Source organism: Psychrosphaera sp. 1_MG-2023 (assembly GCF_030548245.1).
Lineage (GTDB): Bacteria > Pseudomonadota > Gammaproteobacteria > Enterobacterales > Alteromonadaceae > Psychrosphaera > Psychrosphaera algicola.
The window spans coordinates 38,529-57,779 of sequence record NZ_JAUORW010000018.1 but is presented as its reverse complement, the minus strand read 5'-3'; the positions used below and the strand labels follow the sequence as shown (position 1 = coordinate 57,779).

Annotated in this window: 14 protein-coding genes; 3 read left to right on the top strand and 11 right to left on the bottom strand. The window is 40.7% G+C overall.

The genetic code is table 11. The features are described from left to right. Nucleotides 1-109 precede the first annotated feature (109 nt). The 7 genes from Q4575_RS16090 to Q4575_RS16060 all read right to left on the bottom strand — a co-directional run bounded on the left by Q4575_RS16090 (nucleotide 110) and on the right by Q4575_RS16060 (nucleotide 9,000). Nucleotides 110-646 carry an AraC family transcriptional regulator gene (locus Q4575_RS16090; protein ID WP_215963835.1) on the bottom strand — a complete coding sequence of 179 codons (537 nt, stop codon included), beginning with the start codon at nucleotides 644-646 and terminating at the stop codon, nucleotides 110-112. Beyond that, a complete protein-coding gene (locus tag Q4575_RS16085; protein ID WP_215963836.1) occupies nucleotides 639-866 on the bottom strand; it encodes a hypothetical protein in 228 nt (75 codons plus the stop codon). Before Q4575_RS16085 ends, Q4575_RS16090 begins: the two co-directional genes overlap by 8 nt. A 284-nt stretch (nucleotides 867-1,150) precedes the next feature. Then, nucleotides 1,151-2,620 (bottom strand): S41 family peptidase, encoded by a 1,470-nt coding sequence (locus Q4575_RS16080; protein WP_303523506.1) that lies wholly within the window; start codon nucleotides 2,618-2,620, stop codon nucleotides 1,151-1,153. Nucleotides 2,621-2,829: 209 nt separating this feature from the next. Further along, nucleotides 2,830-5,526: a LuxR C-terminal-related transcriptional regulator gene (locus Q4575_RS16075; protein ID WP_303523505.1), complete on the bottom strand. Its 2,697-nt coding sequence runs from the start codon at nucleotides 5,524-5,526 to the stop codon at nucleotides 2,830-2,832. A gap of 447 nt (nucleotides 5,527-5,973) precedes the next feature. Beyond that, a complete protein-coding gene (locus tag Q4575_RS16070) occupies nucleotides 5,974-6,618 on the bottom strand; it encodes a Vat family streptogramin A O-acetyltransferase (RefSeq protein ID WP_215963839.1) in 645 nt (214 codons plus the stop codon). 123 nt (nucleotides 6,619-6,741) lie between these two features. Then, nucleotides 6,742-7,809, bottom strand: coding sequence for an AraC family transcriptional regulator (locus Q4575_RS16065; protein ID WP_303523504.1), 1,068 nt, complete (start codon nucleotides 7,807-7,809; stop codon nucleotides 6,742-6,744). 168 nt (nucleotides 7,810-7,977) lie between these two features. Beyond that, nucleotides 7,978-9,000 (bottom strand): AraC family transcriptional regulator, encoded by a 1,023-nt coding sequence (locus tag Q4575_RS16060; protein ID WP_303523521.1) that lies wholly within the window; start codon nucleotides 8,998-9,000, stop codon nucleotides 7,978-7,980. Between the two features lie 209 nt (nucleotides 9,001-9,209). Between Q4575_RS16060 and Q4575_RS16055 the strand changes: the two genes are divergently transcribed. The 3 genes from Q4575_RS16055 (at nucleotide 9,210) to dgcA (ending at nucleotide 12,822) form a co-directional block, all read left to right on the top strand. After that, complete coding sequence (locus tag Q4575_RS16055) at nucleotides 9,210-10,640, top strand: amidase (protein WP_215963842.1); 1,431 nt, start codon at nucleotides 9,210-9,212, stop codon at nucleotides 10,638-10,640. A 145-nt stretch (nucleotides 10,641-10,785) separates the two neighbouring features. Next, nucleotides 10,786-11,814: a DUF1611 domain-containing protein gene (locus Q4575_RS16050; protein ID WP_303523503.1), complete on the top strand. Its 1,029-nt coding sequence runs from the start codon at nucleotides 10,786-10,788 to the stop codon at nucleotides 11,812-11,814. 21 nt (nucleotides 11,815-11,835) lie between these two features. Next, nucleotides 11,836-12,822, top strand: coding sequence for an N-acetyl-D-Glu racemase DgcA (gene dgcA / locus Q4575_RS16045; protein ID WP_303523502.1), 987 nt, complete (start codon nucleotides 11,836-11,838; stop codon nucleotides 12,820-12,822). 92 nt (nucleotides 12,823-12,914) lie between these two features. On the opposite strand, the gene Q4575_RS16040 is transcribed toward dgcA, so the two are convergent. From Q4575_RS16040 to Q4575_RS16025, 4 genes are all read right to left on the bottom strand, one after another. Then, nucleotides 12,915-14,396 (bottom strand): VCBS repeat-containing protein, encoded by a 1,482-nt coding sequence (locus tag Q4575_RS16040; protein WP_303523500.1) that lies wholly within the window; start codon nucleotides 14,394-14,396, stop codon nucleotides 12,915-12,917. 8 nt (nucleotides 14,397-14,404) lie between these two features. Continuing rightward, nucleotides 14,405-17,083, bottom strand: a complete 2,679-nt coding sequence (locus tag Q4575_RS16035; protein WP_303523499.1) for an ABC transporter permease — start codon at nucleotides 17,081-17,083, stop codon at nucleotides 14,405-14,407. Further along, the gene (locus tag Q4575_RS16030; RefSeq protein WP_303523497.1) at nucleotides 17,083-17,745 is read right to left on the bottom strand and encodes an ABC transporter ATP-binding protein; all 663 of its coding nucleotides are present in this window, start codon (nucleotides 17,743-17,745) and stop codon (nucleotides 17,083-17,085) included. The genes Q4575_RS16035 and Q4575_RS16030 overlap by 1 nt, the downstream gene beginning before the upstream one ends. Nucleotides 17,746-18,253: 508 nt before the next feature. Continuing rightward, nucleotides 18,254-19,126, bottom strand: coding sequence for a hypothetical protein (locus Q4575_RS16025; protein ID WP_303523496.1), 873 nt, complete (start codon nucleotides 19,124-19,126; stop codon nucleotides 18,254-18,256). Between the last annotated feature and the right edge of the window lie 125 nt (nucleotides 19,127-19,251).

Genomic DNA, 19,251 nt, shown 5'->3' with positions numbered 1-19,251 from the left:
ATTTAATATTAGTACGCTGGCTGTTCATTCGTGAGCGGCCACAATTTTGCCATTATCACGTTTTATCCTGACCAATACCTTTTAATCAATACCTTTAAAACAATACCTTTTAAAGAGCGCCTTTTATCTGATGGCCAATACTTCCTACCTCCTTTACACATGCCTTTTGCACCTTTTTGCACCTTTTTGCAAATTGGGACGGCGTCTCCCCTACTTCTTTTCGAAAAACAGAGTTAAACGAAGACTTAGAATTAAAGCCTGACGCAAAGGCAATCTCAAGTACCGATCGACGTTTTGCCGTGACCGCTAATGATTTTTGCACGTCTTCAATACGTTTGAGGTTTACAAAACGATTGAAGTTCATTCCACCACCTTCGCTAAAGGCAAAAGAAATGTCTTTAATAGACAGACCTGTAAGATCCGAGATATCTTTAACCGACAATCTAGGTTGCTTATAAAGCTCTCTGCTGGAGATTAGCTCCGTTAATTCCACAAACACGGCTTGAAATATCGAATTAGAGCTAAGCGAAACATAGTTCTCAACATTGCGGTTTTGGATCTGATTCTGGCGCCGGCTTTGGTTTCGATTGACCCCCTGACAGAGTTGCTGATTCCGGCTGTGGTATTGAGGTTGGTGATTACTCATCGTTTGGCCCTGCCATCTTTTTTATGTAGTTAAGGTTGAGTCCCGCATCCCTTATTTTTCTTAATAAACCATGTAAGGCAGATTGGTCTTCTATTTGTCCAATGAGCAACGTGTCGGAGTCTGTGGTAGTAATTTCAAAACCAGCAAACCAGACACTCCACTTTTTATCCAATTGCCCTTTTAGTGATATTACGTAAGCACTTGATGTCTCTTCTTGCATTGCAAAACCTATCTTTTAAAAATTGAGTGAAATTGGTCAATCATTGGTTTTAACTACAATTAGAGGCGTTTACTGATGTATCAGGTGCCAGATAAGTGCAGTTAAAACAAAATTTTCTAGGGGAGTATGTTAAAAATTGCGGCGCTTTAGAGAATCACATCATGATGTGATTTTGATGATAGTTCACATCATTGGCGAAGGTTTTAAATTAAGATCACAAGCCAAAAATCAGGCACAAAAAAAGGGGTTTCCCCCTTTTTAAATTACTTAATGCGTACTGTCTTTTATTCACCGCTTAAAATTGCAAGAACCGTTTCAATAGACTTATCAATCACTAACTCTCGGCTTTCTAAATCAAAATGTGGCACTTGTACATCAACCGGGATCCCTGTTCTTTCATACCATTCGCCATCTGTTGTTAAGTATTTTTCATTAGACAGGTTTATCATAAAACCATTAGGTAGGGTCTTGTCCAAGATATCAGATAATGCCCCCTGCGTAGGCTGACCTACTGTAGCAATATGATCCTGTGCTTTTAACAAAATAACAAACGTTTCTGCGGCACTCACTGTCGATGCGCTGGTTAATATAAACGTCGGTTTAGTATACGTTTGAGCGGCAGGGGTTAAATCATAATTTGATACTGTAGTGACGCCAAACTGATCCGTCACCGACTTTTGTGCGAATGTACCAGCCGATTCAATGAAGTAACTCGCAAATGCCATTGAAATAACATCACGACCACCATTGTTCATTCTCACATCAAGGATAAGTGCATCGGTATCACTCAGGTCTGTCAGAGCCGACTCAATTGCACTTTTTGCAGCGGCAATATCCGCCTCAATGTCTTCTAGATTACCGGTACTGGCGACATCCACCATCGCGCCGATTTCCAAATAACCTACCCCTTCATTTTTGAACCACTTTAGGACGCCGTCAGTTTTGATATCGGACTCATCTTCTGCATAAGTTTCAATAATGGCCTCATACAATTCGATATTGTCACCAATGTACTCGTTGACCGCCGCCGAGTGTTCCGCGGGAATAGGTAAACTCAAATTATTCTGCTCGGCATATTCATTTAACAATTGTTCCCACATCACCGGCTCGTTATTAACCGACGCAACACCAATATCTGGTGAAGTTACTGACACATGTGAATCTTTCAATGCTGCAATAGCATTATATAAGACATCAAAAAGCTCAACATCGCTCGTGTCACTGTCAACTTCCGCCGCCGCAGCGTTGTAAATCGCATTCCAGTCGGTGCCTGTTAATTCAAAACTCACATAATATTCAGCAAATGTTTGAAAAAACAAATCTAAATCTCTAACCACATCACGCTGATAACCCGACTCACCCTGTTGTGCAATAAAGCCATTTTCACAACTACTTGGCATTAAACCGTTTGCCGTTTTAGTATATTCTTTACCCGGAGAATGAAAGTCTTTAGTGCCGTAACCTGCAATTAATTTAAAGTGTTCGCTGTCTGCCGAATATATTACCTCGTCAATATCGGCTTCTGAATCAATAGTGTCTTCATCTTCAACTAAACAGTAGTCAGACGTATAATCAAAAGTCATGAAAATACCGTTTCCTATTTTGATGCCTTCACCATAAGCTTCAGCTAACCAAACGCCGTCATATTTAGTAACCAGATCCGCGTTGCTAGAATCGTCGTCGCTATCAAACCATGAACATGCCCCAAGTTGCACCGACAGTGCAATGATACTGACCTTAAATATATCTTTCATAAATGACTCCTATAATTTTAAAATTAAATCTGCAGGCTAAACTTACTTTTCCTATCAGTTGGTAAGTATTTACTTGTTCTGTTAGCCGAAAAATTCGTATAAGAATGACTAAAAGATTGATAACTATTATCCTTCCCCAAAAATCTGGGTCATCACATCATGATGTGATTTTGCTAATGAGTTCGGCACTTTCTACTGTGTACCTAGCACTACTGCAGAATTTGCATCTCTGTCGCTTTTTTTACCGCGGCCATTCGACTATTCACGTCCAACTTTGAATAAATATTTTTGCTGTGGGTTCGAAACGTATTTAACGAAACATATAGCGCTTTACAAATTTCTGGACCCGTTTTATCTGACGCAAGATGTTTTAACACCGCAATTTCTTTGCCGCTGAGCATCAGCTTCTTGGCCTGTTGTAAATTGAGCTCCCGCAAAGCTTCCTCACCTAAAATTGTGCCTCGTACGTATTGCAATAATGGTCTGGTAAACTGCTCTGTAATAGATTCTTGATTTAGCAAGCTCTTAAGGGCAGGAAATTGTTTTAGCGTTTGTTTCAGCCCCAACTCTTGAGCCATAACCATTGCTCCAGCGATACTAGTCACGTCGCATTTTGCACCACTATTGAGCTGCAATAACGCGCGGATCAAGACCACTTCTATATACGTTCGGTAACGACCCTGCTGTTTTGTTTCTAATATCAGAGGCTCCAAAACGGACATCAACTGCCTGCGGCTGGTTTGATACAAGGTCCCTTTTACCGCAAGCCAATGAAGCCAAATGACGTAACTCGGCTCATCAACTACGGTAAGCTGATAGTCAAAACTAAAACCTTTATCTTCCGACCACACACTTAAATAAGCGTCATCCTGATCCAATAAAGCAAAACGTGCGCGCCAATATTCAGCGGAATAGGTATCTGGAATAGGATTAGCAATACGGATAGCTTCTGAGCGGGTTAATTGTTCCTGAACCTGGTCCTTGGAATCCGAAAAATAATTAAGCTTTGCCTGTAAAATCGGATATTTGTGAGCCGCTTCACGCAACTGTGACTTAACCCCCAAATTCATCGCATAACGTAAATGCTCCGACGCCTTGGCAAGCTCTCCAGTTTCGTAATCCACCAAGGCTTTAGTTAAAAAAATTTCAGCCCCGCCCTGGGGGGAAGATTTATCAGCGTTTTGTGCTGTTTGTTGTATCGTACTTTGCACAGCTTCCAGCATGGTGCTGTTATAAAATTGAGCCTTTTTGATGTCCCCTTGGTCTAAATAAGCCTGCAACAACATATAATTGGTAGACCATACCGCCCCGGTATTATTGGACGTCTGCATATAACCAATCGCTTTTTTAAGTGATTTAATCGTGGCTTTCATGTCGCCATTCATCCAACTCGCTGTCGAGATCAGCGCATAGGCAGAGCCAACCCATACAATTTCACTGTCGTTTAATTGCTCGGCATTCGATAAAACCTGTAACGCTTTTTCTGCACTTGGAATAATTTGCTCAAATTGCCCCCTCGCTGCTGAAATGTAAGCATTGCCTAAACCAACTAAGGCTAGGTAAGTTTGAGCTTCACTGTTGTTCGATTCATTCTCGCCAAGCTGTTGAACCCGCTCTAAATAAACCTGCCCCTTTGCTAAGTCAATGGAGAGTAAGTTAAGTCCGAATAATGCATATAAATAGGGAAACTGAGTTAAATAGTCACCGTTTATATTGTTCATCCAGCTAAGTAGCAACTCATCAGTTTCACTAAATGAAAGCACCGGCCAGTGCTGGTTGATCAACGACAACGTCGCCATTTCATCACCCGCTTTAAACGCATGTTCAATTGCTTCACGAAAATAGCCGTGACTTTCAAACCACTCAGCAGTTCGACTGTGAATTTCGCTGCCATTTTCAATGTTTGAATGATCTAAAGCCGTTAATATTTCAGAGAACAAATGATGATAACGAAACCATTCACCTTTATTGTCTAGGGGCACAAGGAACAGATTATTCGCAACAAATCTAGCGATGATGTCAGCACTGCCTGCTGTACCAAGTGCATAGTCACATAGTTGTGGAGTAAACCTTTCAAACGCCGTCGTTTTTATTAGAAAGTCCACATGTTGCTGGGACAAGGTTTGCAACACACTTTCAACTAGGTATTCGATAATGAAACGGTTGCTGCCGGAAAAATCGTAAATATCCTGACTAATATTTTTTGAACCGACCAAACTCAATGCCATTAATTGCATACTAGCAATCCAACCTTCTGTTTTTTCTTCAATGCGGGAAAGTAACTTGTCTTCTATTTCACCTTCTACATTTTGGCTAAAAAAACATGCAATCTCATCGTAAGTAAACCGTAATTGCACCGCTCTCACTTCACGATAACTAGTTGAAATACGCAGCTTACCCAACTGTAATTTAGGATCTTCCCTAGTAACTAAAACCAAGCGCACGGTACTCGGTAAATGTTCGATCAGCAGATTGATAAAATGATCGACGTCTGCCGAATCCGCTAAGTGAAAATCATCTAAGATCAGGTTAAATGGCTGTTCATAATCTTCCAGTTCATTGATAAACGTCGTAAAAAACAGGTCAAAGTTTTCTTTGAGCGACTTAGTGCATAAGTTTGAAGACTTGTCTAAGCTCAGGTTAAGCCCAACGTGTAAACAGCCAATTAGGTATCGGGCAAATTGATACAGATCGCTTTCCTGTTGTGTCAACGACAACCAAGCCGTGCGGCAAAGGCTCTGTTCTGTCCATTCCACTAATAATTCGGTTTTACCAAACCCCGCTGGCGCTGAAATTAAAGTCAGTCCCTTGTGGTTACGGACATTAAGCAATTCAACCAAACGACGTCGAGGAATATAATTTTCACTTAAACTTTGTTTATAAAAACGACTTTTGATGAGTTCCATAAATTGCTCCATTTCAAATCACTTACAATAAAAAGTGCACAGCTCTACACCAAATACAAAGAGCTGTAATGAATTAAATTCCACCTATACTTGATAATCACAAAACTCAAGTACAGCTTAGGCTCGGGTTGCTGTAACGTACTGATTATCGTCGGCGCTCTTTATTAGATCGTCCCAAATACAGATTCTGGACTCAGTAATTAGCGATATTGCATAGGATAATTATAAGGAGGTAAAAAAAAGGTAAATTTACACAAACAACGTTTTCATTGTGCAGATGGTCATTATCATTTTTACTCGCAAGCGTAATTGACGTAGTTGAGTTAGTTGAGTTAGTTGAGTTAGTTGACGTAGTAAACAGTGGACGGGTTTAAACGGTCAATATCAACTCGAAAATCAACGATTCAGTCTAACGCAACAAACATCGTACTGATATAGGCCTATATATTATTGCTCAGCTTTAAGTACTTCGAGTTGCTCTATATCAGCATGTGTTATGGCATGTAATGCTGTAGTAATGAGTTGCGGTGACCAATCCCACCATTGTAGTTGCAGCAGTTTCGATATCGTTGCGTCATCAAACCTAGTTTTTATCACTTTCGCCGGATTTCCGGCAACAATAGCATAGGGAGGAACATCTTTACTCACAACACTTTTACTCGCAATGATGGCCCCGTGACCTATAGTCACTCCAGGCATAATTGTGCAGTCGTAGCCCAACCAAACATCATTGCCGATAATTGTATCCCCCTTATAGGGTAAGTCACCCGCTTCAGGCGCCGCCTCTTGCCAACCATTGCCAAAAATATAAAATGGATAGGTTGAGACTCCGCTCATTAGATGGTTGCTACCGTTCATAATGAATGTAGCTTTATGGGCAATTGCACAATATTTGCCAATGATCAATTTGTCGCCAATAAATGGGTAGTGATAAAGTACCTGAGATTCAAAGTCGCGAGCCAGTTCAGGGTCATCTAGGTAGGTATAATCCCCAACAATGATGTTGGGTGACTTTATAATATTTTTTAAAAACGTTACTTGTTCTGCTGCTGGTATTGGCGCTAATTGATTGGGATTAGGACCGACTTCCATGATGAACCTCCGTTAAAACAGTTTTCTGGTATTAATGTAAATTTAACTCCGGTAACAATTTAATATAAAACCTAATAAATTAAGCTACGTATGAGTTAAGCCACTTCGGGTGAGTATTTGGTTTTAAGTTCGCCCAGGTTCCGAATTACGCGTTTTTAAATATTGCGACGGTGTCACTCCAAGCTCCCGTTTAAAAACCAAATTAAACGATGACTTTGAGTTAAAGCCGCAATCCAAAGCGACATCAAGAATCGACATTTGGTTGTGATTTTTTTGCTCAAAACGCTGGGTAAACTCAGTTAACCTAAGTTTATTTATGTAATCGTTAAAACTGGCTGAGCCACCGGTATTGATTGCCCAGGAAATGTCTTTTTCGCCAAGGCCGGTTAGCTCAGACAACATCCTCAAAGTTAACCTGGGGGTTAAAAACCACCGTTGTTCCATAATTTGCTGGTGCAGCTGTTGAAACATGTCCTCTGCGAGTGCATCAGCCACTGGCTGTTCCGCAGGTGCTTGAGCGTCTTGTGGTAGCGAAAAGTCCGAAAATATTTCGGGCAATTGGTTTAATTTGATGACCAAGAAACTGGTGACGATCACCGCAATGCCATTTGAGATAATTTGCGACACTTCATTGATGTCGTTTGGGATCACAGGTTGTAAATTTAACCGAATGAGATCAAATACGATGCTTAAGATCAAAACCACCATAGCGTATTTTACCCAGTTGAGGTTTAGAGATTCAGCAAAAGACGTTTCTGATTGTATTGCCTTATGATAATTTTTTATCAGCCTTAAAATCACATAACCATAGGCAAGCTGACTTAAGGTGCCAAAAGCAATGACAATTTGTGGTTGGTTCAAAATAAACAAGGCGATAATTGCGGGCAACAGGTGTTTTAAATTTTGCCATTGAAACTTAACAGGCGAAATCAAACCTTTGATAAACCAATAATATCCGGGTCCTAAAATCAAGGTAAATACCGTTGCTATGGCCAATTCTTGATGCAGATTAAATACATTTTGAGTGAGGTCGAGTGTCGTAGCCAATCCAGCGATAAGCAATAGCCATTTAAGCCCAGTGTACCTTGGACGATTGAGTAACAAACAGCCATATACACAGTTAAACACTAACAGCAGCTTAATTATCGAGGCTATAGAAAAGGTATATTCAGGCATCATAATTTTATTCACAAATTCCGTGTGTAAAAAAGAGTTTTATCAACTCAACTGATTCCACCCATTTATCACTGACTAAGATTATCGATTCGAAAAAGACTTTAAACAATTAAAATATGATATTTTCCAATTCGGGTTGGAATAGTCTTAAATACAATTCCCCCCCTAAAAAGAAAACAAATATTACGCTGCGCGATCTTGGCTTGGAGCGCGATTATAAAAATCTTTATAGGCTCGACTAAAACTCGAATGGTTTTGAAATCCAACCTCGATGGCAATTTCCAAAATCGACATTTTTGTATCTTGCAGTAATTTCTTAGCTTGTAACATTCGATACTGCTGACAATACTCATATACGCCAGTACCAAATAACTCTTTAAAACCTAGCGATAGTTTATTGCGATTCAAGCCAATTTTTCTACTAATTTCACTTAACGGCGCAGGGTCCGCATAATTGTCCTGTACATCTTCACGAACCTTATTAAGCAACATGATATCGCGATCACTGAGTTTTAATTTACATTGTGAAACTTCATGCTGTTGCGTAATCAAATCAGATGCAAAACACAATAATTCCATGATTTTAATTTTGGCAAAAGTTTCAAACAACTTCCCGTTAAAGGTACTTTTTATTAAAGCCTCAGTTGCATTACTCATCAGTGAATTAAGCGGATGACTGCACGTATAAAAGCCTTCATTTTTGCCTGCTAATATGGCCTGAATTTGATGCGGCAATGATTGCGGATCTAGGCCAAATTGTTGCAGTAAAAACTGTGGCCTAACTATAATATTAACGTAGTTTACATACCCGGGTTGAATGAACTTAACAGCCTTGGTTACGTGGCTTGTGGCACAAACCCCAAACCTTGGACCTGAATAAGTCATTTGACCGTAACCATCAACTATCGAGATCTGATTACCACATAAGGCAAACTGAAAAGCTATCCAGCCTGCTTCTGTAATTCCTTTATCATTGAAAGGATTGGCTAAATGAACATCGATAATTTGCGCAATACAGTCATCACTAATATGTATGTAAGTAAGCCTACCATCTAAGTTGGGAATATCATCATTATCTGGCATGGCCAAAAACTCATCATCATCAAAATGCGTAATGGCTTTTTTTGAGGCGATACTAATCACGTTGTCATTTGAAGTCCAAGGCCCGTTAGGGATATCGAGCGTTGGTGTACAATAATTGGTCATCACAGTAGACTCCTCTAATACTATGCCGCGATTTAAATAGTTTTAGTAAAATTAGTATGGTTGATTTTTGTTCAACATTCCACGATCAATAATGCTAATGCGCACAATAGTGACATCTAGCTAAGGCAACGTGACTCAATGCGCACCCTAGCTATAGCCAATAAGTAATCGTATTCCTTTATATTCAAGAAAACATAAAGGTGAGGGTTATGGACATTAAAGAATACGGTCAATACGATGGTGTTGGGCTAGCTGAGTTGATCCGCAATAAGCAGGTATCCCATAAAGAATTAGCAGATGCAGCAGACCTTGCAATAGCCAAAACGAACCCAGAACTCAACTATCTTGCCCACCACACTAAACAAGAAACAACAAAAGCGATAAGCCTAAGTGATAGTAATACGACATTTTCCGGGGTCCCCATTCTTATCAAAGATACCGAACTAAAAAACCAACCATTTGAGTTGGGCAGTCGATTGGGCCAACACGTCCAAATCACAAAAGACTCGGAGTTCACTAAAAGACTAAAACAATCCGGCGTAACCATAATGGGCATTTCTACCATGCCCGAATGGGGAAGTTCGTCAACAACGGAATCGGTATTATACGGGGCGACAAGAAACCCCTGGGATACGAAGTTAAGTGCCGGTGGTTCCAGTGGCGGAGCGGCTGTCGCTGTGGCTTGTGGAGCGGTGCCGATTGCTCAGGCTAGCGATGCCGGAGGCTCAATTCGGATTCCGGCGGCTTGTTGTGGTGTTGTCGGATTAAAACCGACAAGATCTCGTACACCTAGCCAGCTGTACTTACCTTTTGCGCCTAACGTATCTCATGTTATAACAAGAAGCGTACGAGATACCGCCACTATGCTCGATTGCTTGCATGGCAATGAGCCCGGAGCTTTGTATCAGCTTACTCCACCGACAAGGTCATTTGCGCTAGAAGCAAAAACTAGAGCTAGTCGCTTAACCATCGCCTATACAACAACGAGTCCTTCCGGCTCCAAAGTAAGTAAAGACAATATTCAGGCGGTAGAAAAAGCCGTACATTATTACCAAAACAAAGGATTTAAAGTTGTCGAAAGACAGTTACCTTATGACTGGCAACAATTGTTTGATGCCTTCATCGATCTATGGTCTTTCAAGCATCCCCTTAGCATTCATACTTTTGAAACCATGCTCAATAAAAAATCTAACCCAGATACTCGTGAATATAATAATTTAGCTATATTAGAACATGGTAAAACAATGTCGGTAATGCAGTTTGATAAAAGCTTACAAGCATTACATAAGATTTGTACTGATGTTGGAAACTTCTTTACTCAATACGATGCATTTATTAGTCCAGTGATTACCTGTCAGCCTCCGGCCATTGGCACCTTAAACTCTAACACCAAAACGTTAAGTCTACCTTCTTGGGCGAACCAATCTGTTTCTGAATTTGCACCATTTACTCCAATTTTTAATGTCACCGGCCAGCCCGCGATCTCTTTACCGATACACTATTCGCAAGAAGGTCTTCCCGTTGGCGTACAAATAGCAGGTAAATATTGTGACGAAGCGACCTTACTGCAAATCGCGGGAGAGCTTGAAATTGTTTTTCCGTGGACCAAACATCACCCGAACGTTTCTATTAATTGGTGATAACTGGGTAAAAAGTAATGACGCCATGTAGAGCTTAGTTGCTGCACAACTGCCACTTTAAGATCTGTTTTTGTATACAACCACGGCTATTAAATCGTGGTGTTAGAGTAAAAACCACAGCTCATTTTAAAAGGCAAAAAAAATCATGAAGCAATTTAGTCAACTGAACTTACAAACACCATACTTGTTATTTATTGGTGACACAGATAATTTAACAGCAGCAAAAACTGCATCGGGTATTGTTCAATGGCGTCCAGAACTTGTTGCCGGGCAACTCAGATTTAAAGGTAATCCGCTAGATTTGGGCGTCAAAGACCTAACAATAGAAGAAGCGGTCAACCTTGGGGTCAAAAGCTTAGTGATTGGGGTTGCACCAATTGGCGGTAACATTGACCAACATTGGTTAGATGTACTTCGACAAGCGGCAAACGCGGGTTTAGATATTGTTAGTGGCTTACATATTGCGCTTGAGGATATTCCTCAACTTCAAGAAATTGCGGACTTAAATCAAGTTGCCCTGATTAATGTTCGAACACCACCAAAACGATTACCAATAGCAAATGGTCTAAAACGACCAGGAAAACGTCTTCTTACAGTTGGCACTGACTGCGCGGTAGGCAAAAAATATACAGCTCTATCACTTGTACAGTCAATGGAAAAGCAGTCAATTAAAGCCAAATTCTGTGCAACTGGGCAAACTGGGATCATGTTAGAAGGCAATGGTATTCCAATTGATGCCGTAGTCGCCGACTTCGTTTCTGGTGCCGCCGAATGTGTTTCGCCAGCAACTTCTGACGACCTTTGGTCAGTAATTGAAGGACAAGGTTCACTTTATCACCCGGCATATGCTGCTGTCAGTTTAGGTTTATTACATGGTTCTCAACCGGATGCAATTGTGGTTTGCCATGATGCAACCCGCACAACTATTGCGGGTTTTGACGACTATCCAGTGCCAAACATTGCAGAGTGTATCTCTGAAAACCTGCGGGCGGCTCGACTTACAAATCCAAATGTCGTATGCATTGGTGTGAGTATAAATACTTCAGGTCTGCCAAAAACCAACAGAGTCCAGTATTTGCAAGATGTCAGTGCCATTTTAGAATTACCCTGCGTTGACCCATTGATTGATGGCTGTGATGCAATTACCCAAAATTTAATCAACCATTTTGACTAATCAATTTTTAAGGAAATTGCCATGCGACACCTCACAGTAGAAATTCAATCTTGGCCCTATGCAAAACCTTTTGCCATTACAGGACATACGTTTCATGCTTCTAGCGTTATTTATTTAACCATTAGAGACGAATCAACTGGTCAATCAATCTTAGGCCGCGGCGAAGGATGCGGCGTCTTTTATCAAGGCGAAACCGCAGAGTCCATGCTTGCCCAGATAAACAGTATTAAAGAGCAGATTGAAGCTGGATGTACACGAGCAGAATTATTAACCTTATTGCCATCGGGCGGTGCAAGAAATGCCGTCGATTGTGCACTATGGGATTTAGAGTCTAAGCTAGCGGGTGAAACCATTTGGCAAATCTCTAATGTCCCGCAACGAGAAGTGAATACGGTTTATACCGTAAGTATCGACAGCGCAGAAAATATGGCTCAACAGGCTAAGTCTTTAGATTCACAATACTTAAAAGTGAAACTTGATGACATCGAGCCGTTACAAAAAATAACTGCAGTGCGAAAAGCCAGGCCTGATGCCGTTATTGTGGTTGATGTTAATCAAGGTTGGTCATTTGAACAACTTGTTGACCTCGCCCCTAAATTTAAAGAATTAAATGTCGTTATGATTGAACAACCGCTACCACGAGGTTACGATCATGAATTATTGGACTACGAATCACCTATTCCACTCTGTGCCGATGAGTCATGTCTAGACTCAAGTGAACTTGATGACGCCGCAAAAAAGTACACTATGATCAACATAAAACTAGACAAAACCGGTGGCCTTACTGAAGCTCTTCATCTTGTTAAACAAGCAAAACGTAAGGGATTAAAATTAATGGTGGGGAATTTTATGGGAACTTCGTTGAGTATGGCGCCGGCTTTTGTTGTCGCGCAGTTTTGTGAACTTGCCGATCTGGATGGCCCAATAATTTTAAAACAGGACCGTGATTTTGGACTGTCTTACTATAAAGGATTAGTGGAGGGCCTAACGCCAAAACTCTGGGGCTAATATCATCTACTGAAATCAAACAAGTGCAATGTGCTTCCGAATAAATGAGTGGTATTAGAAACAATGCACTTGTTTCTAATACCACTCTGTTGTTAATCCAATTTGATTTGAACGAGGCGATCTAACTTCTCGTAAGATACAACAAAGTGGTTTTTGCCTAATCTGAGTCGTTTAATTTTTGCTGGATTTTCAGGTAGCGACATTTTAATCTTTTGCGCTTTTTTAGCTAAAACCCGTTTCGCATTGCCTAAATACACCGATAAATAACGCTCACTTTCTTTTAAGATCAAATCGTCTTTACCATCATGATTAATATCGGCCACCTCGAGAAAAGTTCCAAATGCTACATTTTTGACATCCACTAAAAATTGCGTTTCTTTTTCAGCCTTGACTTTAGTCGTAAAGTTCATGCCTTCACGCTGTAAATGAACTCGAATATCGACTTCAAAGCCCCCACCAAACAGGGCTGACATAACTGACCCTGCACCAATTTCGCCAGACACATAATATAAATCTTTACGGCCATCGCCGTTAAAATCAGCAAAGCCATAATCTAGCATCTCACCACCGAGTTTGATTTCGTCACTATTCGTTTTTGCATAGAACAACTCGGATTGCTTTAATGCGCCAAACAATACAATTATCGATTGTTCTTCATTGCCTACATCATTATCCGTACCGTCAAAATAACGCTTATCTATAATCAAGTCGACAATGCCATCATTGTTCAAATCTTGTACATCTAACAGCTTATAAGTGGTGCCGTTTGCCTTGTTTTGCTCTTCAGCATGCTCAGATTTAAGAGCAAATGGCAGTCTCACTTCAATGGGCTTAACTCCCTTTTTGCCACTCGCCCCAGCTTGACTTGCATACAGCCCCGCTGAAATGGCTTCAATAATCAAAATTTGATCATCAAATACTACGACAAGATCCACTAACTCATTACCTATCACCTGAGCTTGTATAACTTGTTTAGGAACTTCAATGAACAAGCTCGCGCGGTCAAATTCGTCAACGTAATATTCAGTAGGCAGAGAAAAATCGAGTACCTGTTGCTTAAAACTACCATTGATTTTCTGGGTCCAAATCGAGGTAGATTCAAAATTTGGGATCACAAAGTCCGTCAATCCGTCATTATTGACGTCTAGCGCATGGGGCAACAACCGAAACGCAGAATCATCAATGCTGCGATAAATTGACGCGGTTCTGATGAGCTCAACGACCTCTGTTCCGACTATGGTATAGACGCCATTGTGACCAAATAAAACGGGCCGTTCAATCGCGTTTTGAGTTAACGTACTCGATTCAACTAACATCGCGGTAGCAAAACCTTGGTACAGATTATTGTCTAAATAAAATGGGCTTCTAGTGCTGAGTTCGCCATTTTCTTTTCTATCCATAATTTTCAAATATGGTTTATTTTGAACCACCCCACCAAATAAGAGCGCTTCGCCATTTTGATAGAATGTCACGTCGGACACTTCAAAATTCAGTTTGTGATTATGGGCCATCGCTGGCAGTAGCAAAACCCAATGAACCATTAGTATGATGGCAGTGAATAAACAAGTTTTCATAATGTTTCCTACTTAAGTCTTCTAACTATCTTTTTCCAATTTTTAATAATAAAAACAATGTATTTAACGCTAAACTTTCGAATAAAACTTGTACTCGAATTGCATTGTTTACTGAGCTTTTGGGCCGATTTTAGGTTTGAACTCAAGCTATCCGATAGATTGCCTTTTAACAAATTGATGGGACTAATATTGAACGACGAATAATTTAAAATAAACGCCACAAAAAACAGCGCTAACGTGCCTTCGAGCAAACTAGATACAAACTGAGTAACACTAAAATAAAACGGCTCACCTAGGCTATATATGTATAACAAATAAACCGCTAAATAAGCACCGAGTAATGCTCCAAACGAAGTGATAAACGACGTGAATAGCCATTCGATACTGGTCATTTTGTAACACTGAAGTTTTGACAGACCAAAGCTCAACATTAAGCCATTTCTCATTTTGTCACAGTCGACATAAGCGTTGATCCCAGTCCACACCACCAGCGTGCTGAGCATGACTAAAAAACCAGAATAAAATAAAACGATGACCTCTAATGCCTGTAAAAAACTTTGTATTTTCTCTGCGATGAGTTCGGTTGGTTGCATTTGAATAAGCGGAAATCGCCGCCAAAAATGAGCTAGTTCGGCCTGGGCTTCTTTAGACAAAGAAGTACTCGCAACAAATAACGTTTTATCATTGCTAAACGCCTGAGTCTTTTGTTGTAAAGGGTGAACAAACCAAAAGCTTAGCAGGCTCTTTCCGGGAATATGTCGATGTTCTGACGTTATATAGTACTGCCGAGTTGCGCCATTGATTTGAAATGTTAAACGGTCACCGATGGACAATTCAAGGTCGGTCATAACCTCGTCAACAACGGAAATAGGCGCTGCACTCTGTAGCACTTTTTCGGCGGCTTGATTGCCCTGGGTTTGTTGCTTGTTTGGGCTCCGCGTTGTTTGCCATGCCCCAGCAATATCCTGAAGCCAATGAAGACGAATCGCCTTTTGTACTTTGCTCAAGCTTTCATTCGGTTTAAGTGAATAATGTCCTAAGGGTTGACCATTGATGCCGATTAGATTCCCAAAAACAAAAGGCTTTGACTGTAATAAACTTGAGTCTGTTTGTTCAAGCCATTGGTTAAAACTGTTCATTTCCTGCGGCGTTGCCTGCTCGACAAGCAAGTTACCATCTTGCATAAAACTTAATGTGTGAAATTGTTTTGAATAGTTTTCGGTTAAAATAGAGATAAACGAAATAACAAAAATGCACAGCCCAATACCAACAATTTGTGCAATTTTTGTATTTATACGCTGCAACATCACATTAACTATGATTGCAGTAAAACCCGATCGTTTTGCCAACAGCCGACAGGTTAAATGCAAAGTCAACAATGTAAACAAATAGATAGCAGCGGCCGCTAGGGCAAACCCGAGATACAAATAAGTAGTTAAAACTGCATTGTCGCTATAGGTGTAGGTAATGACGCAAAAACTGATCAAAATGCTCAACAATCGAATGCTAAGGTTAGGTTTCGAGTTTGAATTGGTCACCAATAGCGCTTTTACATTTAACTGCAATAAGTTCCAAAGAACAGGCAGTAAACTAGCAAAATAGATAATCAGTAACAGACATATCCGCTGTAGAATATCGACCAAAGACCAACTGAACTTTAAGTTTGGCAGTACTTCATGAGCGACGAAAAACAATCCAGACAGGCTAAAAGTCACGATAATAATCGCTAAAACTATCACGACAATAAACTGCAACATTGCAGCAGAAAACCAAATGAGTACGGCTTTAGATTTGGTTAAACCTGTACTCATAGCCACAGTAAAAAACTGAGTTTGCCTATTGCTCATTGTGTTGCCCGCTAGGTCAAATGCGATAGCCGCCAACAGAAATAACACGATGGATATAAGACCGATAAAGTTGAAAATACGTTGTTGCAAATTAGAAAGTGGATGTTTACCTGAATAAACCGATATAAACTTGGCATCCTGCTGAGCTTCGCTTACCCCTTGGGCTTTCTGCGTCTCTTGTAAAGCAAACCATTGTTGTTGAGTTTGTTGCAATAAAAAACGATGTGTTTGTCTCGATTCACTCGTATATTTATGGCTCAAGTCTGCACGATTTAACAAGCCATTAGGTTTAAAATTACCAAAAGATAATAGCCGATCGGGTTCATTGACCAGCACCGCCGTCAACCGTAACTGACGGTCATGGACTTGAACCATGTCGCCAATGTGATAATTGAGCTTTACGATGGCTCGTTCGCTTAACCAGATCTCGCCTTTCTTGGGGCCTGACAACACGGACTCTATCTGGCCGCCAAGCTTTTGAGAAACCTCTATCTTGCCGTTGAGTGGATAGGTACTATTTACTGCTTTCAATAATATTTCAGACCACTTAGTGTCGTTACTCATGACCAGCTCAACAATTAGTATGTCTGTTTGCCTATCAGAGTATTGCGCTAAGAAAGTGGCAAAAGTAGGTGCGATAGGCGTTTTGACTTCTACTACTGTGTCGGCACCTAACATAGTTGCAAGGTCGTTATTTAAATACTTTTGCAAAGTGCCCTGACCCCCACTGACAAATAGAATATAAATGGCTAATGCAAGGTGAGTCAGCGCCCAGAGTCGATGATTAAGAGTTTTAATATTAGAGCGCAGTATTCGGTAGGCTAATACAAAAATATTCATTAGGCTTGCATCAACTTACGATCAATGAAGGTTAATTGTTGGTCGGCACTCTTCGCTAGCTGTTCGTTATTCGTCACTAAAATTGTCGTGGTATCCACACTTTTACAGAAGTCGTACAATAACGCTTGAATATAGGCGCCAGTGCTCGAATCTAACGAGCCTGTTGGCTCATCGGCAAAAATAATTTTGGGCTCAGTGACAAAAGCTCTTGCAATGGCAACCCGCTGTTGCTCGCCCCCACTGAGCTGATGTATCGGCCGATTGCAAGCGGCGGTTAGATTGATTTTATCTAACCAGAATTTGGCTTTGTCAATTGCCCTTTTATCCCCCCTAAGTAACAAAGGAAACGCAATGTTTTGCACGGTATTAAGCTCTGGCAACAAATGAAATTGTTGAAATATTAAACTCATGCATTTTTTAAGATCGCGCCGATAAATACGACGATTGGTACTGGTATCTATGTATTTAATTTGGCCAGATTCAGGGGCATCTAACCCAGCTAAAAACGTAAGCAACGTAGATTTACCGCAGCCTGACATGCCCGTTATCGCGGTTAGCTTTTTTGCTTCAAATAGTGCGTTGACGTTATTTAACAGCTTAATCGATTGCGATCCGTCATCAAATCCATGACTAAGCTCGCTAACTTTGATTTCTATACTCATTTATTTTCCTACCAACCGCCTGAACATGGCTGTCATCACTGACTTAAGTCATGGCATTAAAGCATTTAACTGTTCTGGCGATTTAGCGCCGGTTCAATTTATTATCGTAATGACATTAAAATAAACAGGGCAAGGTAAAATATAGGTAAAATAAAGGGTAAAGAGGTGAACTTAGTTTTTTGATTTTAACAGTAAGGCTGGTTTTTTCTTGCCATTTAACATGGCTCAAATAAATGTCGAACGCACCGCGAGGTCATAAGTCAATAAAGCCAATACGATTGTTATCATTGACACACAGCCATTTTAATCCCCAGTAAATGGGGAGTTAGGCAAAGGCGATTTGCAACCACACCACCAGTGGTAAATGTATGAGATAAAACCAATATGAAGCATCGGCAAAATATCTGACTATGATTTTAGTTTTAGTTTTGGAATTGAATTTGACTTCTGTTGTGGCAGTTTCAGGCTGCAATCGTCGACACAAACCAATACAAATAAGCACTAAAGACTACATCATCTGTTGACCGCTGTACGTTCCGGCCTTTGCCATAATTGCGAGATAAATCCCCGGCGGTTTTAGCTGTTGAATACCTTCGATATCGATACTGCTTTTGGTGCGCGTATTTGGCTCGCCGTCAAACTCAAACCGACCTGAATAAACTAAGTCGGCAAACTGAGTAACACGCTCTATACCCCAGTAATATTGACGGTGAGACATTTCTTCTAAAAAGCGCTGTTGGTCTTTTTCTCGCACTTGGTAAAAATTAATGTCGACGTCATTTACATTAACTGTAACCACAGGCAGGCCATTGCCTAACCCTTGGGTTAAAAACGCGCCACTGGTATCAAAATTAAAACTTGGCGTTACGCGGCTTGTGACCACATCGGCATGTTGGGTTCGGAGCAAGCTTCGATTATTAATCGCTTTAAGCCCTTGGTAAATGGTGACCTTGTATTTAACCTCTGGATCTACGTACGGAAACCAAATGGTTTTACCCGACTTAGCAATCACCCAAGCGCCGTCGACGGCCTTGCCATTTTGCTGGCTAATGCCAAAGTACTTTTGTAGATCTTTAGAAGGGTCGACCGGCACCGACAAGGTAATCGCAATTGAATTACGACCGTCTTTACTGCGCTCCGATACATCAAGAATTTTTAACGGCGCGTCTTTGTAATCAATTAACGCCTGAGCCATATCCAGCGCGGCTTCTTCCTCGCCAATACCCGAAGAAGCAATGCCTTTATCGCCCTCAGAAACCGACGTTTCATCCACGCCAACCGCCGACGCAGCATTGTCATCATTAGAACAGCCCACCAAAACCAACTGAGACACAAACAACGCAGAGACAAAACACAACAAAGACCAAACATTAACTTTCATAACATTCCTTCGACAATAGGGGAAAAATCCATAAACAAGCGGTAGCATATTAGAACTTACTGGAAGTAGGAAGTTCAATTATTATCGTGTCAATTATGCGTAAATTGACTTTTTAATGCACGTTA

Coding starts and splice junctions, on each gene's coding strand:
- Q4575_RS16040 (WP_303523500.1), bottom strand. CDS start 14,396: ATGAAAACTTGTTTATTCACTGCCATCATACTAATGGTTCATTGGGTT.
- Q4575_RS16085 (WP_215963836.1), bottom strand. CDS start 866: ATGCAAGAAGAGACATCAAGTGCTTACGTAATATCACTAAAAGGGCAA.
- Q4575_RS16080 (WP_303523506.1), bottom strand. CDS start 2,620: ATGAAAGATATATTTAAGGTCAGTATCATTGCACTGTCGGTGCAACTT.
- Q4575_RS16050 (WP_303523503.1), top strand. CDS start 10,786: ATGAAGCAATTTAGTCAACTGAACTTACAAACACCATACTTGTTATTT.
- Q4575_RS16025 (WP_303523496.1), bottom strand. CDS start 19,126: ATGAAAGTTAATGTTTGGTCTTTGTTGTGTTTTGTCTCTGCGTTGTTT.
- Q4575_RS16055 (WP_215963842.1), top strand. CDS start 9,210: ATGGACATTAAAGAATACGGTCAATACGATGGTGTTGGGCTAGCTGAG.
- dgcA (WP_303523502.1), top strand. CDS start 11,836: ATGCGACACCTCACAGTAGAAATTCAATCTTGGCCCTATGCAAAACCT.
- Q4575_RS16030 (WP_303523497.1), bottom strand. CDS start 17,745: ATGAGTATAGAAATCAAAGTTAGCGAGCTTAGTCATGGATTTGATGAC.
- Q4575_RS16070 (WP_215963839.1), bottom strand. CDS start 6,618: ATGGAAGTCGGTCCTAATCCCAATCAATTAGCGCCAATACCAGCAGCA.
- Q4575_RS16035 (WP_303523499.1), bottom strand. CDS start 17,083: ATGAATATTTTTGTATTAGCCTACCGAATACTGCGCTCTAATATTAAA.
- Q4575_RS16060 (WP_303523521.1), bottom strand. CDS start 9,000: ATGACCAATTATTGTACACCAACGCTCGATATCCCTAACGGGCCTTGG.
- Q4575_RS16075 (WP_303523505.1), bottom strand. CDS start 5,526: ATGGAACTCATCAAAAGTCGTTTTTATAAACAAAGTTTAAGTGAAAAT.
- Q4575_RS16090 (WP_215963835.1), bottom strand. CDS start 646: ATGAGTAATCACCAACCTCAATACCACAGCCGGAATCAGCAACTCTGT.